Source organism: Metabacillus schmidteae (assembly GCF_903166545.1).
In the GTDB taxonomy this organism is placed as follows: Bacteria; Bacillota; Bacilli; order Bacillales; family Bacillaceae; genus Metabacillus; species Metabacillus schmidteae.
The window spans coordinates 375690-394178 of record NZ_CAESCH010000002.1; the positions used below are offsets into that span (position 1 = coordinate 375690).

Below are 18489 nucleotides of genomic sequence, written 5' to 3' on the forward strand. Positions count from 1 at the left end.
GCGAAAATTGTCTAATAGTAAATAAGTTTGTGAAAATCGTAAATATATTTTAATAATCAAAAATAAGTTACCAGAATCGAAAATATCAATTCACAAATAATAAATAAATGTCACTTTAAAGCAGGACTACAAGGAAAAAGAGAGAACATATTTAGTAAAACCAAATATGGAGTGAGAATATGATCGTAAAAACACACGAAGTTCCCCGTATTATTCTTCAATTAGAAGCCTTGCTCAAAAGACTACCGCAAAACCATCCAAAAATCCCGCAAATTATTGAAGATTTAAACATCAGAAATGCTGGTTTCAGAGGAGAATTAGCGATAGAATATCCACTTAGTTTCCTCAACGAAAAAGAATACTCTATTTTTCATGATTTAAGGTTAAAAACGAAAAAACACTATTTTCAATTAGATACATTGATTTTAAACCCGAAAGTGGCAATCATACTAGAAGTGAAAAATTATTCAGGCACGATCCACTTTGATCCAGAATTCAAACAGCTTATCCAAACAAAAGATGGAATTGAAAAAGGATATCCCTATCCACTGACACAACTAGAGCGTCATGAGGTACAGTTGAAAGAGTGGCTGCAGCAACACAAATTAAGGGAAATCAATATTTCTTCACTTGTTGTCATCAGCAACTCTTATACCATTATCCGCACTTCTCCAGAAGAGAGATCCCTCCATAAAAAAATAATCCATAAAGAAGAGTTACCCACCAAAATCCCAAAGTTAGCCAATTCCCAACAAAACCAACCACTTGAAGAAAAGGAGCTTAAAAAGATATCCCGTCTTTTAATTAAACAGCATACTAAAAGAGATTCTTATATATTGGAACGATATCAGATTGATAAAAAAGAACTAATAAAAGGAGCGATCTGCAAGAATTGTGGCTCACTTCCGCTTGTAAGAATAAAAGCCAATTGGCACTGTACCACATGTAATAGCAAAGATAAGCTAGCCCATTTACATGCTCTTGATGATTATGAATTGCTCTTTAAACCAACAATAACGAATAGTGAGTTTAGAAATTTTCTGTGTGTAAATTCTATCGCAACAGCTAATAGGTTACTTCAGTCAATGAACCTAAAGTATGATGGAGAAAAGAAGGGAAGGGTGTACTACCTGTAGAAGAAAGGGTGGGTGGATCTTGTCGAAAAAGGTCTAATAGTAATTAAATCTCCAAAATCGAAAATATAATCGTAGAATCGCAAATAAATCCCTAAAAAAGTAATTAAAATCCCAAAATCGAAAATAAACCAGCAATTCAACGATTTCAGCAGAACTAATCTCATAATCCCATCTTAATATTGTATCCCACCCCCACTTATGGTACATTTAAACTATCTACATGTGCGCATTTCAGGAGGTGTCAACTCATGCATACAGCATTAATTATTCTACTTGTTCTTGTATCTATTGCTTTAATTACAGTTGTCTTATTACAATCAGGAAAAAGCACAGGGTTATCAGGTGCGATCTCTGGTGGTGCAGAGCAGCTTTTTGGTAAGCAAAAAGCTCGTGGTTTGGATTTAGTTCTACACCGCGCAACGATTGTGTTATCCGTATTATTCTTTGTTTTGACAGTTTTAGTGGCATATGTCGTACAATAATGATAAAGATGAAGGGTCTGTAGAAACAGGCTCTTTTTTTATTAAGTTAACATATTGGTCAAGCACTACGTAGTTTGTTTAAAATAGTATACATACTGAAAGTAATACTGAGCGCCCATCTGGGTTAAACTAAATAAAAGTTGTAGAAGGAGTTACAAAGAAATGAAAATTGTGTTACCAAAACCATTTACTTTTGAAGGTGGAGACAGAGCCGTATTGTTATTACATGGATTCACAGGCAATACAGCGGATGTACGGATGCTTGCACGCTACTTAAGTGAGCGCGGATACACATGTCATGCTCCCCTATATAAAGGACACGGAGTACCGCCTGAGGAGCTTGTTCATACGGGACCGGAAGACTGGTGGAAGGATGTCCAAGCAGGATATGAGCATCTAAAACAAATGGGATTTGAAGACATTGCTGTTGGCGGATTATCTCTTGGCGGGGTGTTCTCGCTTAAACTAGGTTACACCGTGCCAGTAAAGGGTATTATCCCAATGTGTGCCCCTATGTATATCAAAAGTGAAGAAGTCATGTATCAAGGTATCCTTGAGTATGCTAGAAACTATAAGAAGTTTGAAGGGAAAACTCCTGAGCAAATTGAAGAAGAAATGAAGGAATTTGAAAAAACACCAATGAATACATTAAAAGAGTTGCAGGGATTAATATCAGATGTGCGAAATAATGTAGATATGATATATTCTCCAACCTTTGTTGTACAGGCCAGACATGATCATATGATCAACACAGATAGTGCAAATATTATCTATAACGAAGTGGAAAATGATCATAAACAATTAAAATGGTACGAGGAATCCGGACATGTCATCACACTTGATAAAGAGCGTGATCAAGTTCATGAGGATGTGTACCAGTTTTTAGAGAGCCTAGATTGGTAACCTATAAAAAGGAGGATGATCACATGGACCAAGACATTCAACTACATATTGATAAACTGCTTTCCTTTATGAAGGAAGAAGCATATAAGCCGTTAACGGTTCAGGAGCTTGAAGAAGCTTTTGGAATTGAAGATTCAACTGAGTTCAAGGACTTTGTAAAAGCATTGGTTGTCATGGAAGACCAAGGACTTGTTGTCCGTACGAGAAGCAATCGCTATGGCTTACCGGAAAAAATGAATCTAATAAAAGGGAAACTAATCGGCCATGCTAAAGGATTTGCTTTTGTTGATCCGGAAGATGTGAGCTTAGATGATATTTTTATCCCGCCTACTGAGCTAAAAACAGCGATGCATGGTGATACAGTTCTTGTCAGAGTGAGCCCAAAGACAGGAGGAACAAGACAAGAAGGAACGATTATCCGTATTATCGAGCGTGGCGTAACAGAAGTTGTCGGGACATATACTGAAAGCAAAAACTTCGGATTTGTTATTCCTGATGATAAAAAAATCGCAAATGATATCTTTATTCCAAAACAAGCATCAAATGGAGCGGTTGAAGGACACAAAGTTGTTGTGAAGCTAACGACATATCCTGAGGGACGTATGAGTGCTGAAGGAGAAATTATTGAAATATTAGGTCATAAAAATGATCCGGGTGTTGATATTTTATCGATCATCCATAAGCACGGACTTCCAGGTCCATTCCCGGTTGAAGCGTTGGAACAAGCGAATGATGTACCGGAAACGATAAAAGAAGAAGATTTAAAGGACCGTCGAGATCTTCGCAATCAAACAATTGTTACAATTGACGGAGCAGACGCAAAAGACCTGGATGATGCGGTAACAGTTACAAAGCTCGAAAACGGAAACTACAAACTAGGTGTTCATATCGCCGATGTTAGTCATTATGTAACAGATCAATCACCAATTGACCGGGAAGCATCAGATCGCGGAACTAGTGTGTATTTAGTGGATCGTGTGATTCCCATGATTCCACACCGCTTATCAAATGGAATTTGTTCCTTAAATCCTAAAGTAGATCGTCTTACATTATCATGTGAAATGGAAGTCGATGAAACTGGTACTGTTGTGAATCACGAAATTTTCCAAAGTGTGATTAAAACAACAGAAAGAATGACATACACAGATGTAAATAAGATTCTTGAAGATCGCGATGAGGAGCTTCTCCAAAAATATGAGAAGCTGGTCCCTATGTTTGAACTGATGGGTGAGCTTGCTCAAGTGTTGCGAACAAAACGTATGACCCGCGGTGCAATCGACTTTGATTTTAAAGAAGCAAAGGTCCTTGTTGATAAAGAAGGAAATCCAACAGAAGTTGTCCTGCGTGAACGTTCTGTAGCAGAGCGTCTAATTGAGGAATTCATGCTTTTAGCAAATGAAACAGTAGCTGAGCACTTCCACTGGATGAATGTTCCGTTCATATATCGTATCCATGAAGACCCTAATGCTGAAAAATTACAGCGTTTCTTAGAGTTTATTACAAACTTCGGCTATACAGTGAAAGGTTCTGGAAACGATATTCACCCAAGAGCTCTGCAAAATATTTTAGAGGAAGTAGCGGGTACACCAGAAGAAACGGTCATCTCCACAGTGATGCTGCGTTCCATGAAGCAAGCAAAATATGATCCGGAAAGCCTTGGACACTTTGGACTGGCAACAGAGTATTACACACACTTTACATCACCAATTCGCCGTTATCCTGACTTAATTGTTCATCGTTTAATTCGAACATATTTAATAGAAGGAAAAGTTGATGAAGAAACACGTTCAAGCTGGGCTGAGAGTCTTCCAGTACTCGCGGAACACTCTTCTAATATGGAACGTAGAGCAGTTGAAGCAGAACGTGAAACAGATGAACTGAAAAAAGCAGAGTACATGCTTGATAAAATTGGTGAAGAATATGACGGTATTATCAGCTCGGTCACAAACTTCGGAATGTTCGTGGAGCTGCCGAATACAATTGAAGGTCTAGTTCATGTTAGTTATTTAACAGATGACTATTATCGTTATGATGAGCGCCATTATGCCATGATTGGTGAACGAACAGGAACTGTCTATCGCATCGGGGATGAAATCACAGTACGTGTTGTCAATGTTAACAAAGACGAGCGCTCCATTGACTTTGAAATTGTAGGAATGAAGGGAACAAGAAGACGTCCTGCAAAAGAAACACCAAAAGTCATTGTCGCGAGTAAAGGAAGAAAAGGTTCTGGTTCACGTGGAGACAATGGAAAAAAACGTGAAAGCGACAGAGATGGAGAATGGTCAACCCGTCCTCCCCGCAAAAAGAAAAAGCATTTTGAAAATGCACCAAAAGCGAAGCGGAAAAAGAAGAAGCGCTAAAAAGGAAAGGGGCTTGCTTGATATTGAGCTTGCCCTTTTCGTTATCTAGCTAATCTTCTATTTCACTCAATAACATCCTTCTAAGTTTATAAAGAGGTGAGTTAGGGAAACTACCAGTAACGACCTATTCTGTTTAACTATGGTGGAAGTTTCTCTTTTATTGAGTTACCGCCCATTTTTTGCTAAAATAGAACGTATCGCTAGATCGAGGGGAGGGAATACAATGCCTAAAGGAATGGGAAAAGCATTAGCGCAAAATAAGAAAGCTAATCATGATTACGCCATTGAAGAAACATTTGAAGCCGGCATTGTCCTTCAAGGAACAGAAATTAAATCGATTCGTAATGGTCGTGTTAACTTAAAGGATTCTTACGCACGAATTGAACGTGGTGAGGTTTTCCTGCTTAATATGCATGTCAGTCCTTATGAACAAGGAAACCGCTATAACCATGATCCATTAAGAACAAGAAAACTATTATTAAAGAAACGAGAAATCGCCAAACTAATTGGAGCCACTAAAGAAGAAGGCTATGCACTTGTCCCATTAAAGATGTACGTCAAAAATGGCTATGCAAAAGTGTTAATTGGTCTTGGAAAAGGGAAAAAGAAATACGACAAACGTGAAGACCTTAAGAAGAAGGAAGCAAAACGTGATATTGAACGTGCCTTTAGAGAACGCCAGAAAATGTAGTGGGAAAACCTTACAATTGCATTTTTAGGCCAGTCTGTTATAATAGGTTTTGTAAGGCAGTCAACTTACTTTAAAAACTTCATAAGCAATTAAGCTTATCTATCTTTAACTTTTAATACTTCCCGTATTCCCTAGCTGGTATATACGGCTTATCATGGGGACGTTACGGATTCGACAGGGATAGTTCGAGCTTAGGTTGCGGGCCGAAGGGATCGTCTTCGTTAAAACGTCAACGCCAATAATAACTGGCAAATCTAACAATAACTTAGCTTTAGCAGCTTAATAACTGCTTAGCTGTTCCTCCCTCCATCGTCCATGTGGTAGGGTAAGGGACTCACTCTTAGTGGACTACGCCTGATTCCTCCGTCTGGGGATGATGGAAGAGACCAATCAGACTAGCTGCTCTGACGCCTGTCGATAGGCATAGGAGTTAGCGAAACCGCAAATATATCGACTACGCTCGTAGACGCTTAAGTGCCGTTATGTCTGGACGAGGGTTCGACTCCCTCCGTCTCCACCAATACATATTTTGGTGGTTAAATACGATAATATTCACGGACTTACCAAATGTGGTAAGTCCGTTTTTACATCTTATAATATATATCCACTGTGATAAGGCAATGCCGAGCGGTATGTGGAGCAATCCAACAGCCGTGTATCGACTTATAGGCTGCCATCTTGGTAGTACTAGGATACGAAAAACTGCCTGGAATTCAGGTAAAACTACTTTTCGTATAAGACGCCGAAGGACCTGTATAGAGGTTCAAGATATAGTCAGTGCCATGACGAAAGCATGGAATAGCACGTCCCACCGTCTCCACCAAATACATATTTGGTGGTTTTTATTTTGTTTATTTTTATATTAAATTTCAAAAAAAGCTTTCTCAAAAGCTAATTTTTTTATAATCCTGAAAAACATAAGGATTCTTTTACGCTAAATATAAAGAAAAAAGAAAAGGTTATTGATATACTCAGTCTTCGGATCCCTGCCCCTGAAATCTTTATCGGTGGAAGACTACCGAACTGCTATGAGTTCTAACATTACAAGACCGTTATAATTTAAAGATGAGAATTATTGGAATTAAATTATCCATCAATGGTAATCCTAAGCAAAAATAGGGAAAAGGAGTTTAGGCATGACCGGAGATAAAGATTTAAATCCAATGAATGTGATAAAACCATTAAATATATATACGAAAATATTAGATGAGACCCAACCATTAACAACTTTTGAAATGGGGAAACTTTGGGCTACGTATATGGGAAACAGTATGTCAATTCAAATCTTAAGTTATTTTCTTCAACACTGCGATGATGAAGATATAAGATTGCTTTTGGAGAATGGTTTAGCCTTATCAAAGGATTTCAAGCAGAGGATAGAAGATTTTTTTAAGAAAGATAACTTCCCCATACCTATAGGATTTACCGAAGATGATGTTAATCTTGGTGCACCTCGTTTATATGCTGACGAATTTTACCCTCATTATTTAAAATATGCTGCTAAAGCAGGGATGAGTCTTTACTCAGTAGCAGTTCCATTGGTCATGAGGGAGGATATAAGGGAGTTTTTTATTTACTGTAATCAATGTGCGACCGTTCTTTTAGGACAAATTAATAATGTTTTAATGGAAAAGAAATTTATTGCAAACCCTCCTATCATTCCAACACCAGATGGAATTGATAGAATCGGTAAACAAAGCTACTTAAATGGATTTATGGGAGATGTCAGACCATTACAGGCACTAGAAATCATTCATCTTTGGGATAACATAGAGAATAACACAACAAGTAAGGCATTATTATTTGGATTCTGTCAGATAGTGAAAGACGAAAAAATAAAAGCGTTGTTTAATAGAGGGTTAGATATGACTGAAAAATCTGTAAAGCAATATAAGGAAAAAATGCACATTGCACATATTCAATCACCGGCGTACTTAGACCATTTAGTTACTACATCTACATACCCACCTTTTTCCGATAAAATCATGCTGTTTCATAAAGTGGATATGTTCTCAATGAAGATAAGGTCATTCGGAAACTCACTTGCAGTAACTGCTAGAAGAGATCTAAATATGTTGTATGCAAGAACTCTTGTAAACATTGGTTTATTTGTTGACGATGGTATGAATATCTTAATTGATAAAGGGTGGTTGGAATCACCTCCGCAAGCTCAAGATAGAGGTTAGTTATACAATTGGAACAGCTTAAAATACAACAACGCTAAAAGGGAATCAGTAAAGCATTGCTAATAAGGCATTTACTTGATCCCTGATTATCATAATCCGACAGCTACCTGGCATCTTTCGTTGGTTGTTATTACCAGAAAAGATTACAGGTGCTGAATTTGAAACGTTAGCAGCTGAACAGGGAGTACAAGTATATGCAGCAGAACGTTTTGTCGTTGGAAATAGTTGTCCGGAAAGAGCTGTAAGAATTTCAGTATGTGTTCCAAAAACGTTTGAAGAGCTTGTGCAAGGTTTAATTATCCTTAACCGTTTGTTTAAAAATCTTACTTAATATTGTTTGCCATACAATTATCATATTGTATGGTTTTTTTGTGCGTGTTATGATGATTCAAATCAAGTTGGGGTTAATCAGCTTCTAGAAAGGGAGATTAGATCATGTTACAGAATGAAAGTGTAAAAGAGTTAGATTCCCAAACAGCTTCATTACAAAGCTACATGGGTTCTTCAGAAAAAAAGGCGTTATACAAGCGGACATTAACGGTTGTAAGCATTTCGCAAATTTTGGGTGGTGCAGGGTTGGCTGCCGGAATTACAGTTGGTGCACTTCTTGCACAACAAATGCTTGGAACAGATGCATATGCTGGACTTCCTTCAGCACTATTTACATTAGGTTCAGCAGGAGCTGCTTTAATTGTAGGAAGGCTTTCTCAACGTTATGGTCGCCGTACAGGTTTAACAGTTGGTTTTATGACAGGTGGACTTGGAGCAATAGGAGTTATACTGTCAGCTATAATAAGTAGTGTAATCCTTTTGTTTGTTTCCCTCCTTATTTATGGTGCAGGAACAGCGACAAATTTACAAGTTCGTTATGCAGGTACTGATCTTGCAAACGATAAACAGCGAGCAACTGCTGTTAGTATAACACTGGTTTTCACAACATTTGGTGCAGTTGCAGGTCCAATGTTAGTTAATGTTATGGGGGCTCTTGCTCTTGCTATTGGTATTCCATCACTAGCAGGTCCGTTTATTTTATCAGCAGTAGCATATATTTTAGCAGGTCTTGTCCTTTTCATCATGCTTCGTCCTGATCCATTAGTCATCGCAAAAGCAATAGAAGCGTCAAAACAAGAATCTAACAGAAGTGGATCCGCAAATACTGTTGAAATAGAGAACAAAAGAGGAATTATCGTTGGTGCTACGATTATGGTTCTGACGCAAATTGTTATGGTTGCTATTATGACAATGACTCCGGTTCATATGAGACATCACGGACATGGTTTAGGTGAAATAGGTCTTGTAATCGGATTTCATGTTGGTGCAATGTATCTCCCTTCACTCGTTACAGGTGTATTGGTTGATAAGTTGGGACGCACTGCTATGGCTATCGCAGCAGGAGCTACATTACTCCTGGCAGGTTTAGTATCAGCTTTTGCACCAGGAGATTCTATGATTCTACTCATAATTGCTCTGTCATTACTTGGATTAGGTTGGAATTTTGGTTTAATAAGTGGCACAGCTTTAATTGTTGATTCAACTGAACCTTCAATACGAGCTAAAACCCAAGGTACGGTGGATGTATTAATCGCTTTAGCAGGAGCTTCTGGAGGGGCCTTATCCGGAATGATCGTTGCTGGTTCGAGTTTTCCAACATTGTCGCTTGTTGGGGGGATTTTATCCTTATTGTTGATCCCAGTTGTAGTCTGGTCCCGTGGTAGTAAAAAATAAAAACACCTCCTGACTCGTATTCGATTTATACGATAACAGGAGGTGTTTTTTTTAATTCTGTTTTCGCATACTTTGGTGTTTTTTAACGCAGTAAAGTTTAGTAATTAGTTCGTTCCATTGCGCTTCAGACAATCCATGCGCCGGGGAGGAAGCTGAGCCTCCTCAGCTTTGCTTGCGGGGTCTCAGCCTTTCCTCTACTTCCCGCAGGAGTCGATTGTCTTCCGCTCCATTCCACTATAGAAGTATATAAGTATTCATAAGCAACAATCTTAGCGAAAACAGCCATTTTTAAAAAAGTCATAAGAAATTAAGCTATTTCTTCCCGTAAAAGTATATTAGGTACCAATCGTATATAAATTAACTCACCTGCAAGTTCAACGATTGTCTGTGTCACGATTATAGCGGCTACTAATGTGCTTAAATTATCTGGTAAAGCTAAAGCGAGTGGAAGCACGACAAGCGAATTACGTGTAGCTCCGCTAAAAATAAGAGCACGACCTGAACCAATATCAAGCTTGAACCACTTTGCAATAATTCTTGAAATAATCGGCATAATGATCATAAAAGCAAAATAAATAGGTATTACTTTGAGAATCAAGTCAATATATGTTGAAAGTTTACCTATTTGAGACGAAACAACAACAAAAAGAGTAAGAGCCATAAATGGAACAGGAAGCCAGGCTGAAAAATCTATTATTTTATTACCAACATGAGATTTCTTTGCATATATCTGTAGGGCGATAGCAAGTCCTAAAGGGATAACAATAAGCCCAAAAAATGCTTCAAGGAATGGACCCGGATCCACTATTTCTGCTGCGTCAACCCCAATAAACAAAAATAAATACAAAGGTAATAGCAGCATTTGAGTAATGAAGAGAATAGGTGTAGAAATTAGCATAATCTTTTCATTTCCACGACCTAGAGCTGTAAAAACAATTACATAATCAATACAAGGTGTCAGTAAAACTAAATAGACCCCCAGCAATAACGGCGGATAGTCGGGTAATAACTTTGCTAAAAGCCACACCACAATAGGAACGGCAATATAGTTAACCGTTAGTAAAGCCCAGATAAAACGACGATTAGCAAATGACTCTTTTAATGAAGTAAAAGGAATCTGTGAAAACATACTATACATTAAAATAGCGATAGCAACAGAAATTGTTACATCTAATTGTGCTCCGATATCAGGGAGGAATAATCCAAACCAAGCTGCTAGTATAAGTACAATGACATATAGCCAAACTTGATTGTTTTCTAATTTTTCTCTGGAAAGCATTTTTGTTTGCCCCTTTAATTGCCTCTAAATTGACGTTTGTGATGCTGTTAAAAGAGACTTATGAATAAGTCATGAACTTTAACTTAATAGTATCATAATTATATTTGTTTAGTTTTAAAAAAACTAAACCGAAAGCTTAGGGGGTGAGAATTTGTTGAAAATTTCATATGAAGAAAAATGTTCAGTATAAGGACCCTTAATATGAAAAATACTAAATGAAAATGGACTGAAAGGATTAACCATGAAACCGATAAAAGTGGGTTCTTATAAAACAAGCACGAACGAACGATTAACGTCAGCAGAATTGGGTAAGCTTTGGGCTACATATATGGGAAACAGCATGTCAAAATGCATTTTAAATTATTATCTCCAACACGTGGAGGATAAGGACATAAAAACGTTATTAGAAAATGCATTAAAACTATGCGGAGAATTCATGGAAGTTACGAAGGATATTATGGAAAAAGAGAATTATCCTATTCCGTTAGGTTTTAGTGATGAGGATGTCAATTTAGGTGCTCCACGTCTATTTCAGGATGAATATTATGTTCATTATTTGAAATATGTAGCAAAAGCAGGAATGAGTATTTATAATGCAGGTATCCCTCTTGTTTTTAGGAAAGATGTAAATGAATTTTTTAGATATATTATGATTTCCACAATTGATTTGGTTGACCAAATTAAAGAACTATTAATGAGTAAGGGGTTAATTATGAAACCACCCCTTATTCCAGTTCCGGAAAAGCCTGCTCTTGCTAGTGAGAACTTTTTAACTGGTTTCTTAGGGGATAGACGCCCTTTACATGCATTAGAAATCGCCCATTTTTACGATAACATTGAAAATAATGTAACAAGTAAAGCGTTAATCATGGCATTCGCTCAAGTAGTTAAGGATGAAAAGATACGAAAACTGTTTGAATGGGGCACAGATATGACCGCAGCCAATATTCAAAACTATATGAAAAAACTCCAACAAGACAATTTGCCAGCACCATCATTTCTTGATGATCTTGTTACATCTTCTACTTTTTCTCCTTTTTCAGATAAGCTTATGCTTTTTCATAAGATGGACATGTTTTCAATGAAAATAAGGGCGTTTGGTAATTCAGTGGCTGTAAACGGAAGACATGATGTAGGGCTTGTTTATACGAAGTCATTCATGAAGATTTCAAAATTTGTTGAATCTGCAGCAGATATTATGATTGAAAAAGGCTGGATGGAAATACCTCCCTTAGCAGCGGATAGAGGAAAATTAGCTTCTGATTAATAGGCTATTTTCCTTTTTTTACACTAGGGGAAGTACCAGCCTTTCATTTCAAGAATGTACCTTTGATGAAGACTTATTCATAGCCAAAAAAACAATCATCATTAAAATACAAGCTGTACCTGCCCATTGGAAAAGTCCAAAGGGTTCTTTTAACCAAAAAACTGTTGTTAAAACAGCGGCAAGCGGCTCGATGCTTCCAAGTAGGCTCGATTCTTTCGGTGCTAAACTTTGTAAGCTCTCTATATAAAACCAAAAAGCAATCATCGTTCCAAATACGATCACAAAGACTAAGTAAAAATACGATTCAAGTGGTAGCATTTTTAGAGCTATCTTCCATGGTGGGTGGATAAGACTAAGGGCTAAACCACCGATTATCATTGCCCAGCCAACAATGACAAGAGAATCGTATTGCTTCAGCAAAGGGATTGCATATAGAGTATAAAACGCTAAAGCTATTCCGGATAAAACACCCCAAACGATTGCTGGTATGGGTACAGAAAGTTGCGAGATTGATCCGTTTGTTAATAAGAAAAAACAGCCCACAAGTGCCAGAGATACAGTCAGCAAATCATTTCGTGTGAAGATCGTTTGTTTGCGGAAAAGTAAATAAACAATAATCATGACCGGTGCTAAATATTGCAATAATGTTGCCACAGCAGCATTACCATGTTTTATGGAGGCCATGTAAGTATATTGAACCGCAAGCATTCCAAATAACCCGAAAATCAGCAATTGAATAGCAATCCTTTTTGTTTTCCAAACACCAAGTATTTGCGAACGATCTTTTCTGAAAAATTGAACGGTTAGAAGTAAAAAGCCGGCAATAAGTAATCGGGTTGTCACCAGCCAATCTACATCAATCCCATATGTTTGAAAAAGCTTCTTAGAAACTGTCCCGCCAATTCCCCAAAACACAGCCCCTGTTAAAACAAGAAGTATTCCTTTTGTTCTATTCATGTATGACTTTCTCCTTAATATATAAAAATTGTGTTATAGTATCTTAAATAATAAAAGGTAATTTCCCGGAAGAATACATAAATCGAATCAAAAAATATAAGGATATTGAGGTGGACATATGCAAATAAAAGATTTTAAGATTGATAACAGCTTAAAAGAATTAACTGAACATCGTACAGTTTTATTACCAATTGCATGTTACGAAACAACAATATCAAAAAATATAAATGGATATATACCACTTCACTGGCATGAAGAATTTCAATTTGTTTTCGTTGTAAAAGGAGAAGCAACTTTTCAAATAAATGATGAAAGTGTTGATGTTAGTGAAGGTGAGGGGGTATTCATAAATAGCGGATGCCTGCATATGGCAAAAGAGAGGAATGACTCGGGATGTGTCTATATATGTTTAAATGTTTCTCCTAGTTTTATCGTATCCCAAGAGCTTTTTCCAACCTTTGTATCCCCCTTTATGCAGGCGACAAATATTCCTTATATACGGTTGGTTCCAAATGAACTTTGGGCGGGAAATATAGTAAACTCTATTTTAGAAATTAATCAAATGGTAAAACAAAAATCGCCATTCTATGAAATGGATATTAGTGTCCATCTAACATTAATTTGGAAAAACCTCATATTGAATGGAAGTCAATTAGAGTATGAACAGACCGAATTGATAAAGAGTAAGCGAATGAAGCAAATGCTAAATTGGATTCATCTTCACTATAATGAGAAAATCCTTTTAGACGATATTGCACAAGCAGGACAATTAAGCCGTTCTGAATGCTGTCGGTATTTCAAAAAAATGGTGAAGAAAACACCTTTGAATTATGTGACTGATTACAGGATTCAAAAAAGCTTACCACTACTACAACAATCAGAAGCTAATGTCACAGAAGTGGCCTATTTAGTAGGTTTTAATAGTACAAGCTATTTCATTGATAAATTTCGAAAGGCGATGCATATGACACCTTTAGCATACAAAAAGACTTTTCACCCTTGAAATAGCAACTTCAGTTTAAAAAAAGATTGGGAGGGAATTGAATGTTAATAAAAAAAATCAATGATGAGTTATCGTTAAAATTAATAGAATTAAATGATGCAAAAAGAGTGGTCGAGTTAACAAATAATCATACGATTAGGTGCATTCCATAAAAAGAATGCACATTTTTTTCGATATGAAAACATTAGGCTTGAATAACCAGGAATATTTACCTAAAATAATGGTATTACATATGGTAGGAGCTTGAAATAATATGATTTCAAATGAAGAAATGATTCTCTTTATGAAACAAATCAATTTGTTAATTAATGAGTATAATAAATGTCATGATTTACAGATCAAGGAGCAAATATATGAAGAAATAATCGTTCTTAGCGATTTAATTGATACCTAACTTCCGAAGACAGCACAGTCCTCTTACAATGCATTTACCAATCTTTCTCCAAGAAATCGTTATCTGTTTCCTTTTATTTAGGAAGTGGAGGGTCAAATATATTCCATAAAAAAATCACAAATACAATAGATAAAACCCATGCAATCCAGGGCTTCCTATAATGGATCACTAATAAAGAATATGTTGTGATATTAAAGATAAAAGACCAGGCAAGTGTCCACCCATGCTGATGGATGATGCTATTATTGTGTTTTTTTATTATTGCCTATATATATTGTCTTACTCTTATTAAGCTTACTGATTCTTGTAGATAAGATGTTGTTTCACTGAGGGACCTCTTTTGGCCATTCTTAAAAGGATATGCTAAGAAGTAAGGTAACATAAAGTTAAAAGTGAAAAATACTCCTTTTTCACCCTCCTGTGTATAAAAACACTTTAAAAATCTTCATTTCGACATAAAAACCCATGCTTTTACAAAAAACCACTATTGAAGGAAAAAAGTGCCTAATATATAATTCGTTTAGATAGGAAAAAAGTATCATATAACTCTATCAGATAATAAAATTTTCCTACGATGATGGCAAACTTATTGAAAGATAAGGACACAAAGTCACAGACCTACAATTTTCGAAAATTATGGTGGCTGGACTACCGAATAGCATGGAGGCTATTCCAATAGTCTCTTTTTTGACCATTAGCACTTGATTAAACAGAGGGTGGACTCATAACTAGGTGAGTGAGTATAAATTATCGGAGGGGATTTAAATGAAAAAACTATTATCAACAATTTTAGCAATGACTTTATCTTTTAGCGTTGGGACAAGCGTATTTGCTATGGAGAATACAGAAGTACCTAATAAAGATGTGAAAAGCGCACTTGAATTAATTGAAAAAACAAATTTGGATATTGATGTAAAGATTGAAAAGGCAGTAGAAGAGGCAGATAAACTTAATGCTGAATATCTTAACGATGTCAAAGAAATAGAATTAGGAAAAGAAATGTTTAAATTAATTGAAGAAAGGGAAAGGGCAGTTGAGGAATTACAAACTGCAATAGATTCTAATAAAGCAGAGAAAGCTCAAGAAAAATTAAATAAAATTGAAGAAAAAATGAAAGAACACCAAGATAAGATAAATGAAAAAATTAGTGCTTTACAAGAAGGCATTATTGAATTAACAGAAGAAATGTTGGCAGTAAATGGTGAAAGAAAGACTGAAAAAATAGAGGGAAAGATTGCAAAATTAGAGGGAAAATTAGATGGAAAATCAGCAAAGACTGCTGAAAGAACACAAAAATATACTAAAGACTTAGAAAAAACAATTGAAAAAGTTTACGATGAAACGTTAAAAATGTCAAATGAAACAGTAGAGAAAGCAGCTGAAAAAGGAGTTATTGCAGAATGTAGTTGGAAACTTGTAAGATTTGCTGATCGCTGGGTTTGGATTGATCCGATTAGAGTTGTAGGATTTTAATAATAAGTAATATGTACTATAGAAATGTAGTGAAAATATGAGGAACGGGAACTCTATTGATCTCGTTTTTTATTTATTCAGGGTTTGGGGTGAAACGAGTGGCTGGTTTCCAAGTGAGAAAAAAAGGTTCTTCATTAGAAAAAGTAAAATTAAATAGTGATGTTGAATTTAGCCTGCTTACTAGAGGAGATGGAGCCGAGGTATTGCATCAGACAATAGAAGAGGGAAGGTTATTCTACGTATATCCAAGTGATAATCCAAATTCATTAGAATTTTACTTTATTCTATCAGGACACGTCTCATTTGAGTTTGAAAATGAAAGGCATATCTTAGGTCCAGAGGATTATTTTATTGCAAGAGATTTAAAAGATCCAATTCATTTTACTACTTTATCTAAGTTATCTCTTCTATGTGTTTTTACAGAACAAGTATTTAAACATATAAGTAAAGATATATCAGCATTAATTGAAATAGTAAATAAAGTAGAAGAAAAGGACCGTTACACTTATAAACATAGTGAAAGAGTTGCACAATACTCCGTAAAAATTGCAAGAAAGCTCAAGTTAAATAAAGAGAATTTAGAAAATCTTACAATTTCAGCTTCTCTTCACGATATTGGGAAAATTCATGTCCCTATTGAAGTCCTTAATAAACCGAGCCGTCTAACTGATGAAGAGTTTGCATTAATAAAAAAACACCCAGTTGATGGTGCTAAAATGCTTAATGGTACATCCTATGAAGAACTTGCTCCAATTATTGAACAGCACCATGAGAGATTAAATGGTACAGGCTATCCATATGGATTAAAAGGAAATGAAATTCTACTTGAAGCTAGGATCATAGCAGTGAGTGATACTTTTGATGCAATGACAGAGGATCGTGCTTATAGAAAGGCAATGAATGACCAAATTGCCATAGATGAACTAATAAGATTATCGGGAACACATTATGATGAAGATGTCGTAAAAGCATTTGAGGAAATCTTAAAAGAAGAAGGAAGGATAAAATAATTTTTACGAAAAAACGGCAGATTCTCAGCCGTTTTATTACTTTATTAAATAATCCTCTAGACACATTGGGAGTTTTCAACACAAACAGCTTGCGCAGCTAAGTTTAAATTATTACTACGATAAAAACCTCTTTGTTTTTTTAGATCTACCGAATCACTAGCTTTTAGTCTAAACATGATAGAGATATTTCTAAATATTAACTATTATAGAAAGTTATTAACAGGAAGTGGACGAATTGAAATCTTTATTAAAGAGTGCTTACCAATCATATCATGCACTTGAAGTAATTTTTTCTTCATTGCGTTGGTTTTTTTTAGTAATTGCAATTGTTGTCTTCACTGTTCAATATGTTGAAAATCCAGTTTATTTAAAACTTAACCTATTTATAGCTTTAGTTGTCTTTGGATTTATATATATGGGTACTTCAGATTATTATTTACATAGGTCACCTAAAGGTTCGAGGATGTATAGAATAATGACTAAAGGAGGACCATTCTTCGACTTTATTGCTTTTTGTGCACTTATCCCATTAACTGGAGGAATTGATAGCCCGTTGTTTCCGGTGGCATATTTAATTCTTTTACACATTGCTGTTTATTGGAGATTTGTAGGAGGAATGATAGCTGCAATTTTATTTATTTCGATATACACTATCATTTTTTTTATACAAGTTTCAGGTGTCTATTCAATAAAAAGCTTAGTTCTTTTTTTATGTCAAGTTTTCTTTTTGTTATTAATTGGTGGTTTAGGTGGAATTATTGTATCGAGGGAAAGGCAGCATCATACAGAAAAAAATGTGTTAGCCGAAGCTGCTAATCGTGATTATCTTACGAATTTATTAAATCACCGTTCATTCCAGGAAAATTTAAGAAACGATTTAGAATACGGCGTAAATTTTTACCTTGTTCTTGCAGATATTGATAAGTTCAAATCAATTAATGATAAATATGGACATGTAATGGGAGATAACGTATTACGTCAAATTGGGAAAATTGTTAATTCGATTATACCAGAAAAACAAGGGAAGGTTTTCCGATATGGAGGAGAAGAGTTTGCCATAATAGTTTATATTTATGAACAATTAGAGGTGAACAAGCTCTTAGTTGAAATCAAACAATCTGTTTCCAACCATATTTTTGTCTGTGAAGGGGAACCCTTTTCTGTAACAATGAGTTTCGGAAGTTGTAAACAAAACGGTGAAAATCCAGGTCAGTTGATAGAAAAGGTTGATAAACTTCTATATGAGGCGAAGGATAGAGGAAGAAACCAAATTGTCCATTCATATGTGAAGGTATAAAACAATAATTAATTTATTTTGTTTTATAAATGACTAGATAATATATTCATTTTTGTTCACCTAAGCATGTACACTTTTACTTGTTTGACCTCTTCCTATACAGTTGAGTGATTAATTACAACTTGACACGGAGCCTCAACGAGCATGACTACTTCTCCAATTACAAAAGAATAAACTAATAATGACAAAAAACACAATAAAATCTTCTCTGAATTTTATTGTGTTTTTAATTATTGCCTTTATATATTTTCTTCCTCTTATTAAGCTTACCTGTAGGTTAGTTGCGTCTTTCAGTCACTATTAAATTAATTACGGCTTTTTTA

At 35.7% G+C, this 18489-nt stretch carries 14 protein-coding genes, 1 other RNA gene, 1 pseudogene and 1 riboswitch; of the genes and pseudogenes, 14 read left to right on the forward strand and 2 right to left on the reverse strand.

Annotation, left to right across the window (positions count from 1 at the left end; translation table 11 throughout):
• The first annotated feature begins 179 nt into the window (after positions 1–179).
• From HWV59_RS22640 to HWV59_RS22680, 9 genes and pseudogenes are all read left to right on the forward strand, one after another.
• Complete coding sequence (locus tag HWV59_RS22640; RefSeq protein ID WP_175640357.1) at positions 180–1136, forward strand: nuclease-related domain-containing protein; 957 nt, start codon at positions 180–182, stop codon at positions 1134–1136.
• 248 nt (positions 1137–1384) lie between these two features.
• Positions 1385–1618 carry a preprotein translocase subunit SecG gene (gene secG / locus HWV59_RS22645; RefSeq protein WP_102232458.1) on the forward strand — a complete coding sequence of 78 codons (234 nt, stop codon included), beginning with the start codon at positions 1385–1387 and terminating at the stop codon, positions 1616–1618.
• A gap of 162 nt (positions 1619–1780) precedes the next feature.
• Positions 1781–2521 (forward strand): alpha/beta hydrolase, encoded by a 741-nt coding sequence (locus HWV59_RS22650; RefSeq protein WP_175640358.1) that lies wholly within the window; start codon positions 1781–1783, stop codon positions 2519–2521.
• 23 nt (positions 2522–2544) lie between these two features.
• Positions 2545–4884: a ribonuclease R gene (gene rnr, locus HWV59_RS22655; RefSeq protein ID WP_102232460.1), complete on the forward strand. Its 2340-nt coding sequence runs from the start codon at positions 2545–2547 to the stop codon at positions 4882–4884.
• A 223-nt stretch (positions 4885–5107) separates the two neighbouring features.
• Entirely contained in the window at positions 5108–5575 is a 468-nt protein-coding gene (gene smpB, locus HWV59_RS22660; RefSeq protein ID WP_102232461.1) for an SsrA-binding protein SmpB, read from the forward strand.
• A gap of 156 nt (positions 5576–5731) precedes the next feature.
• Positions 5732–6095, forward strand: a transfer-messenger RNA (tmRNA) gene (ssrA, locus tag HWV59_RS22665).
• A 616-nt stretch (positions 6096–6711) separates the two neighbouring features.
• On the forward strand, positions 6712–7761 hold the full coding sequence (locus HWV59_RS22670) for a DUF3231 family protein (protein WP_235991875.1): 1050 nt from the start codon (positions 6712–6714) through the stop codon (positions 7759–7761).
• 109 nt (positions 7762–7870) lie between these two features.
• A pseudogene (locus tag HWV59_RS22675) lies at positions 7871–8092 on the forward strand (PLP-dependent aminotransferase family protein); the annotation flags it as partial.
• 101 nt (positions 8093–8193) lie between these two features.
• On the forward strand, positions 8194–9486 hold the full coding sequence (locus HWV59_RS22680; protein WP_175640735.1) for an MFS transporter: 1293 nt from the start codon (positions 8194–8196) through the stop codon (positions 9484–9486).
• Positions 9487–9793: 307 nt separating this feature from the next.
• Here HWV59_RS22680 and HWV59_RS22685 read toward each other — a convergent pair whose 3' ends face one another.
• A complete protein-coding gene (locus tag HWV59_RS22685) occupies positions 9794–10765 on the reverse strand; it encodes an arsenic resistance protein (protein ID WP_175640359.1) in 972 nt (323 codons plus the stop codon).
• Positions 10766–11006: 241 nt separating this feature from the next.
• Here HWV59_RS22685 and HWV59_RS22690 point away from each other — a divergent pair, with 241 nt between their 5' ends.
• Entirely contained in the window at positions 11007–12032 is a 1026-nt protein-coding gene (locus tag HWV59_RS22690) for a DUF3231 family protein (RefSeq protein ID WP_175640360.1), read from the forward strand.
• 48 nt (positions 12033–12080) lie between these two features.
• Here the strand turns inward: HWV59_RS22690 and HWV59_RS22695 are convergent, their stop codons facing one another.
• A complete protein-coding gene (locus HWV59_RS22695; protein ID WP_175640361.1) occupies positions 12081–12989 on the reverse strand; it encodes an EamA family transporter in 909 nt (302 codons plus the stop codon).
• A 118-nt stretch (positions 12990–13107) separates the two neighbouring features.
• On the opposite strand from HWV59_RS22695, the gene HWV59_RS22700 reads away from it, so the two are divergent.
• The 4 genes from HWV59_RS22700 (at position 13108) to HWV59_RS22715 (ending at position 18166) form a co-directional block, all read left to right on the forward strand.
• Positions 13108–13992, forward strand: a complete 885-nt coding sequence (locus tag HWV59_RS22700) for an AraC family transcriptional regulator (RefSeq protein ID WP_175640362.1) — start codon at positions 13108–13110, stop codon at positions 13990–13992.
• A gap of 963 nt (positions 13993–14955) precedes the next feature.
• Positions 14956–15042: riboswitch (cyclic di-GMP riboswitch) on the forward strand.
• A gap of 109 nt (positions 15043–15151) precedes the next feature.
• A complete protein-coding gene (locus HWV59_RS22705) occupies positions 15152–15859 on the forward strand; it encodes a hypothetical protein (RefSeq protein ID WP_102232468.1) in 708 nt (235 codons plus the stop codon).
• Positions 15860–15957: 98 nt separating this feature from the next.
• Positions 15958–16869: an HD-GYP domain-containing protein gene (locus HWV59_RS22710; protein ID WP_102232469.1), complete on the forward strand. Its 912-nt coding sequence runs from the start codon at positions 15958–15960 to the stop codon at positions 16867–16869.
• Between the two features lie 235 nt (positions 16870–17104).
• A complete protein-coding gene (locus HWV59_RS22715; protein ID WP_102232470.1) occupies positions 17105–18166 on the forward strand; it encodes a GGDEF domain-containing protein in 1062 nt (353 codons plus the stop codon).
• The last annotated feature ends 323 nt before the right edge of the window (positions 18167–18489 follow it).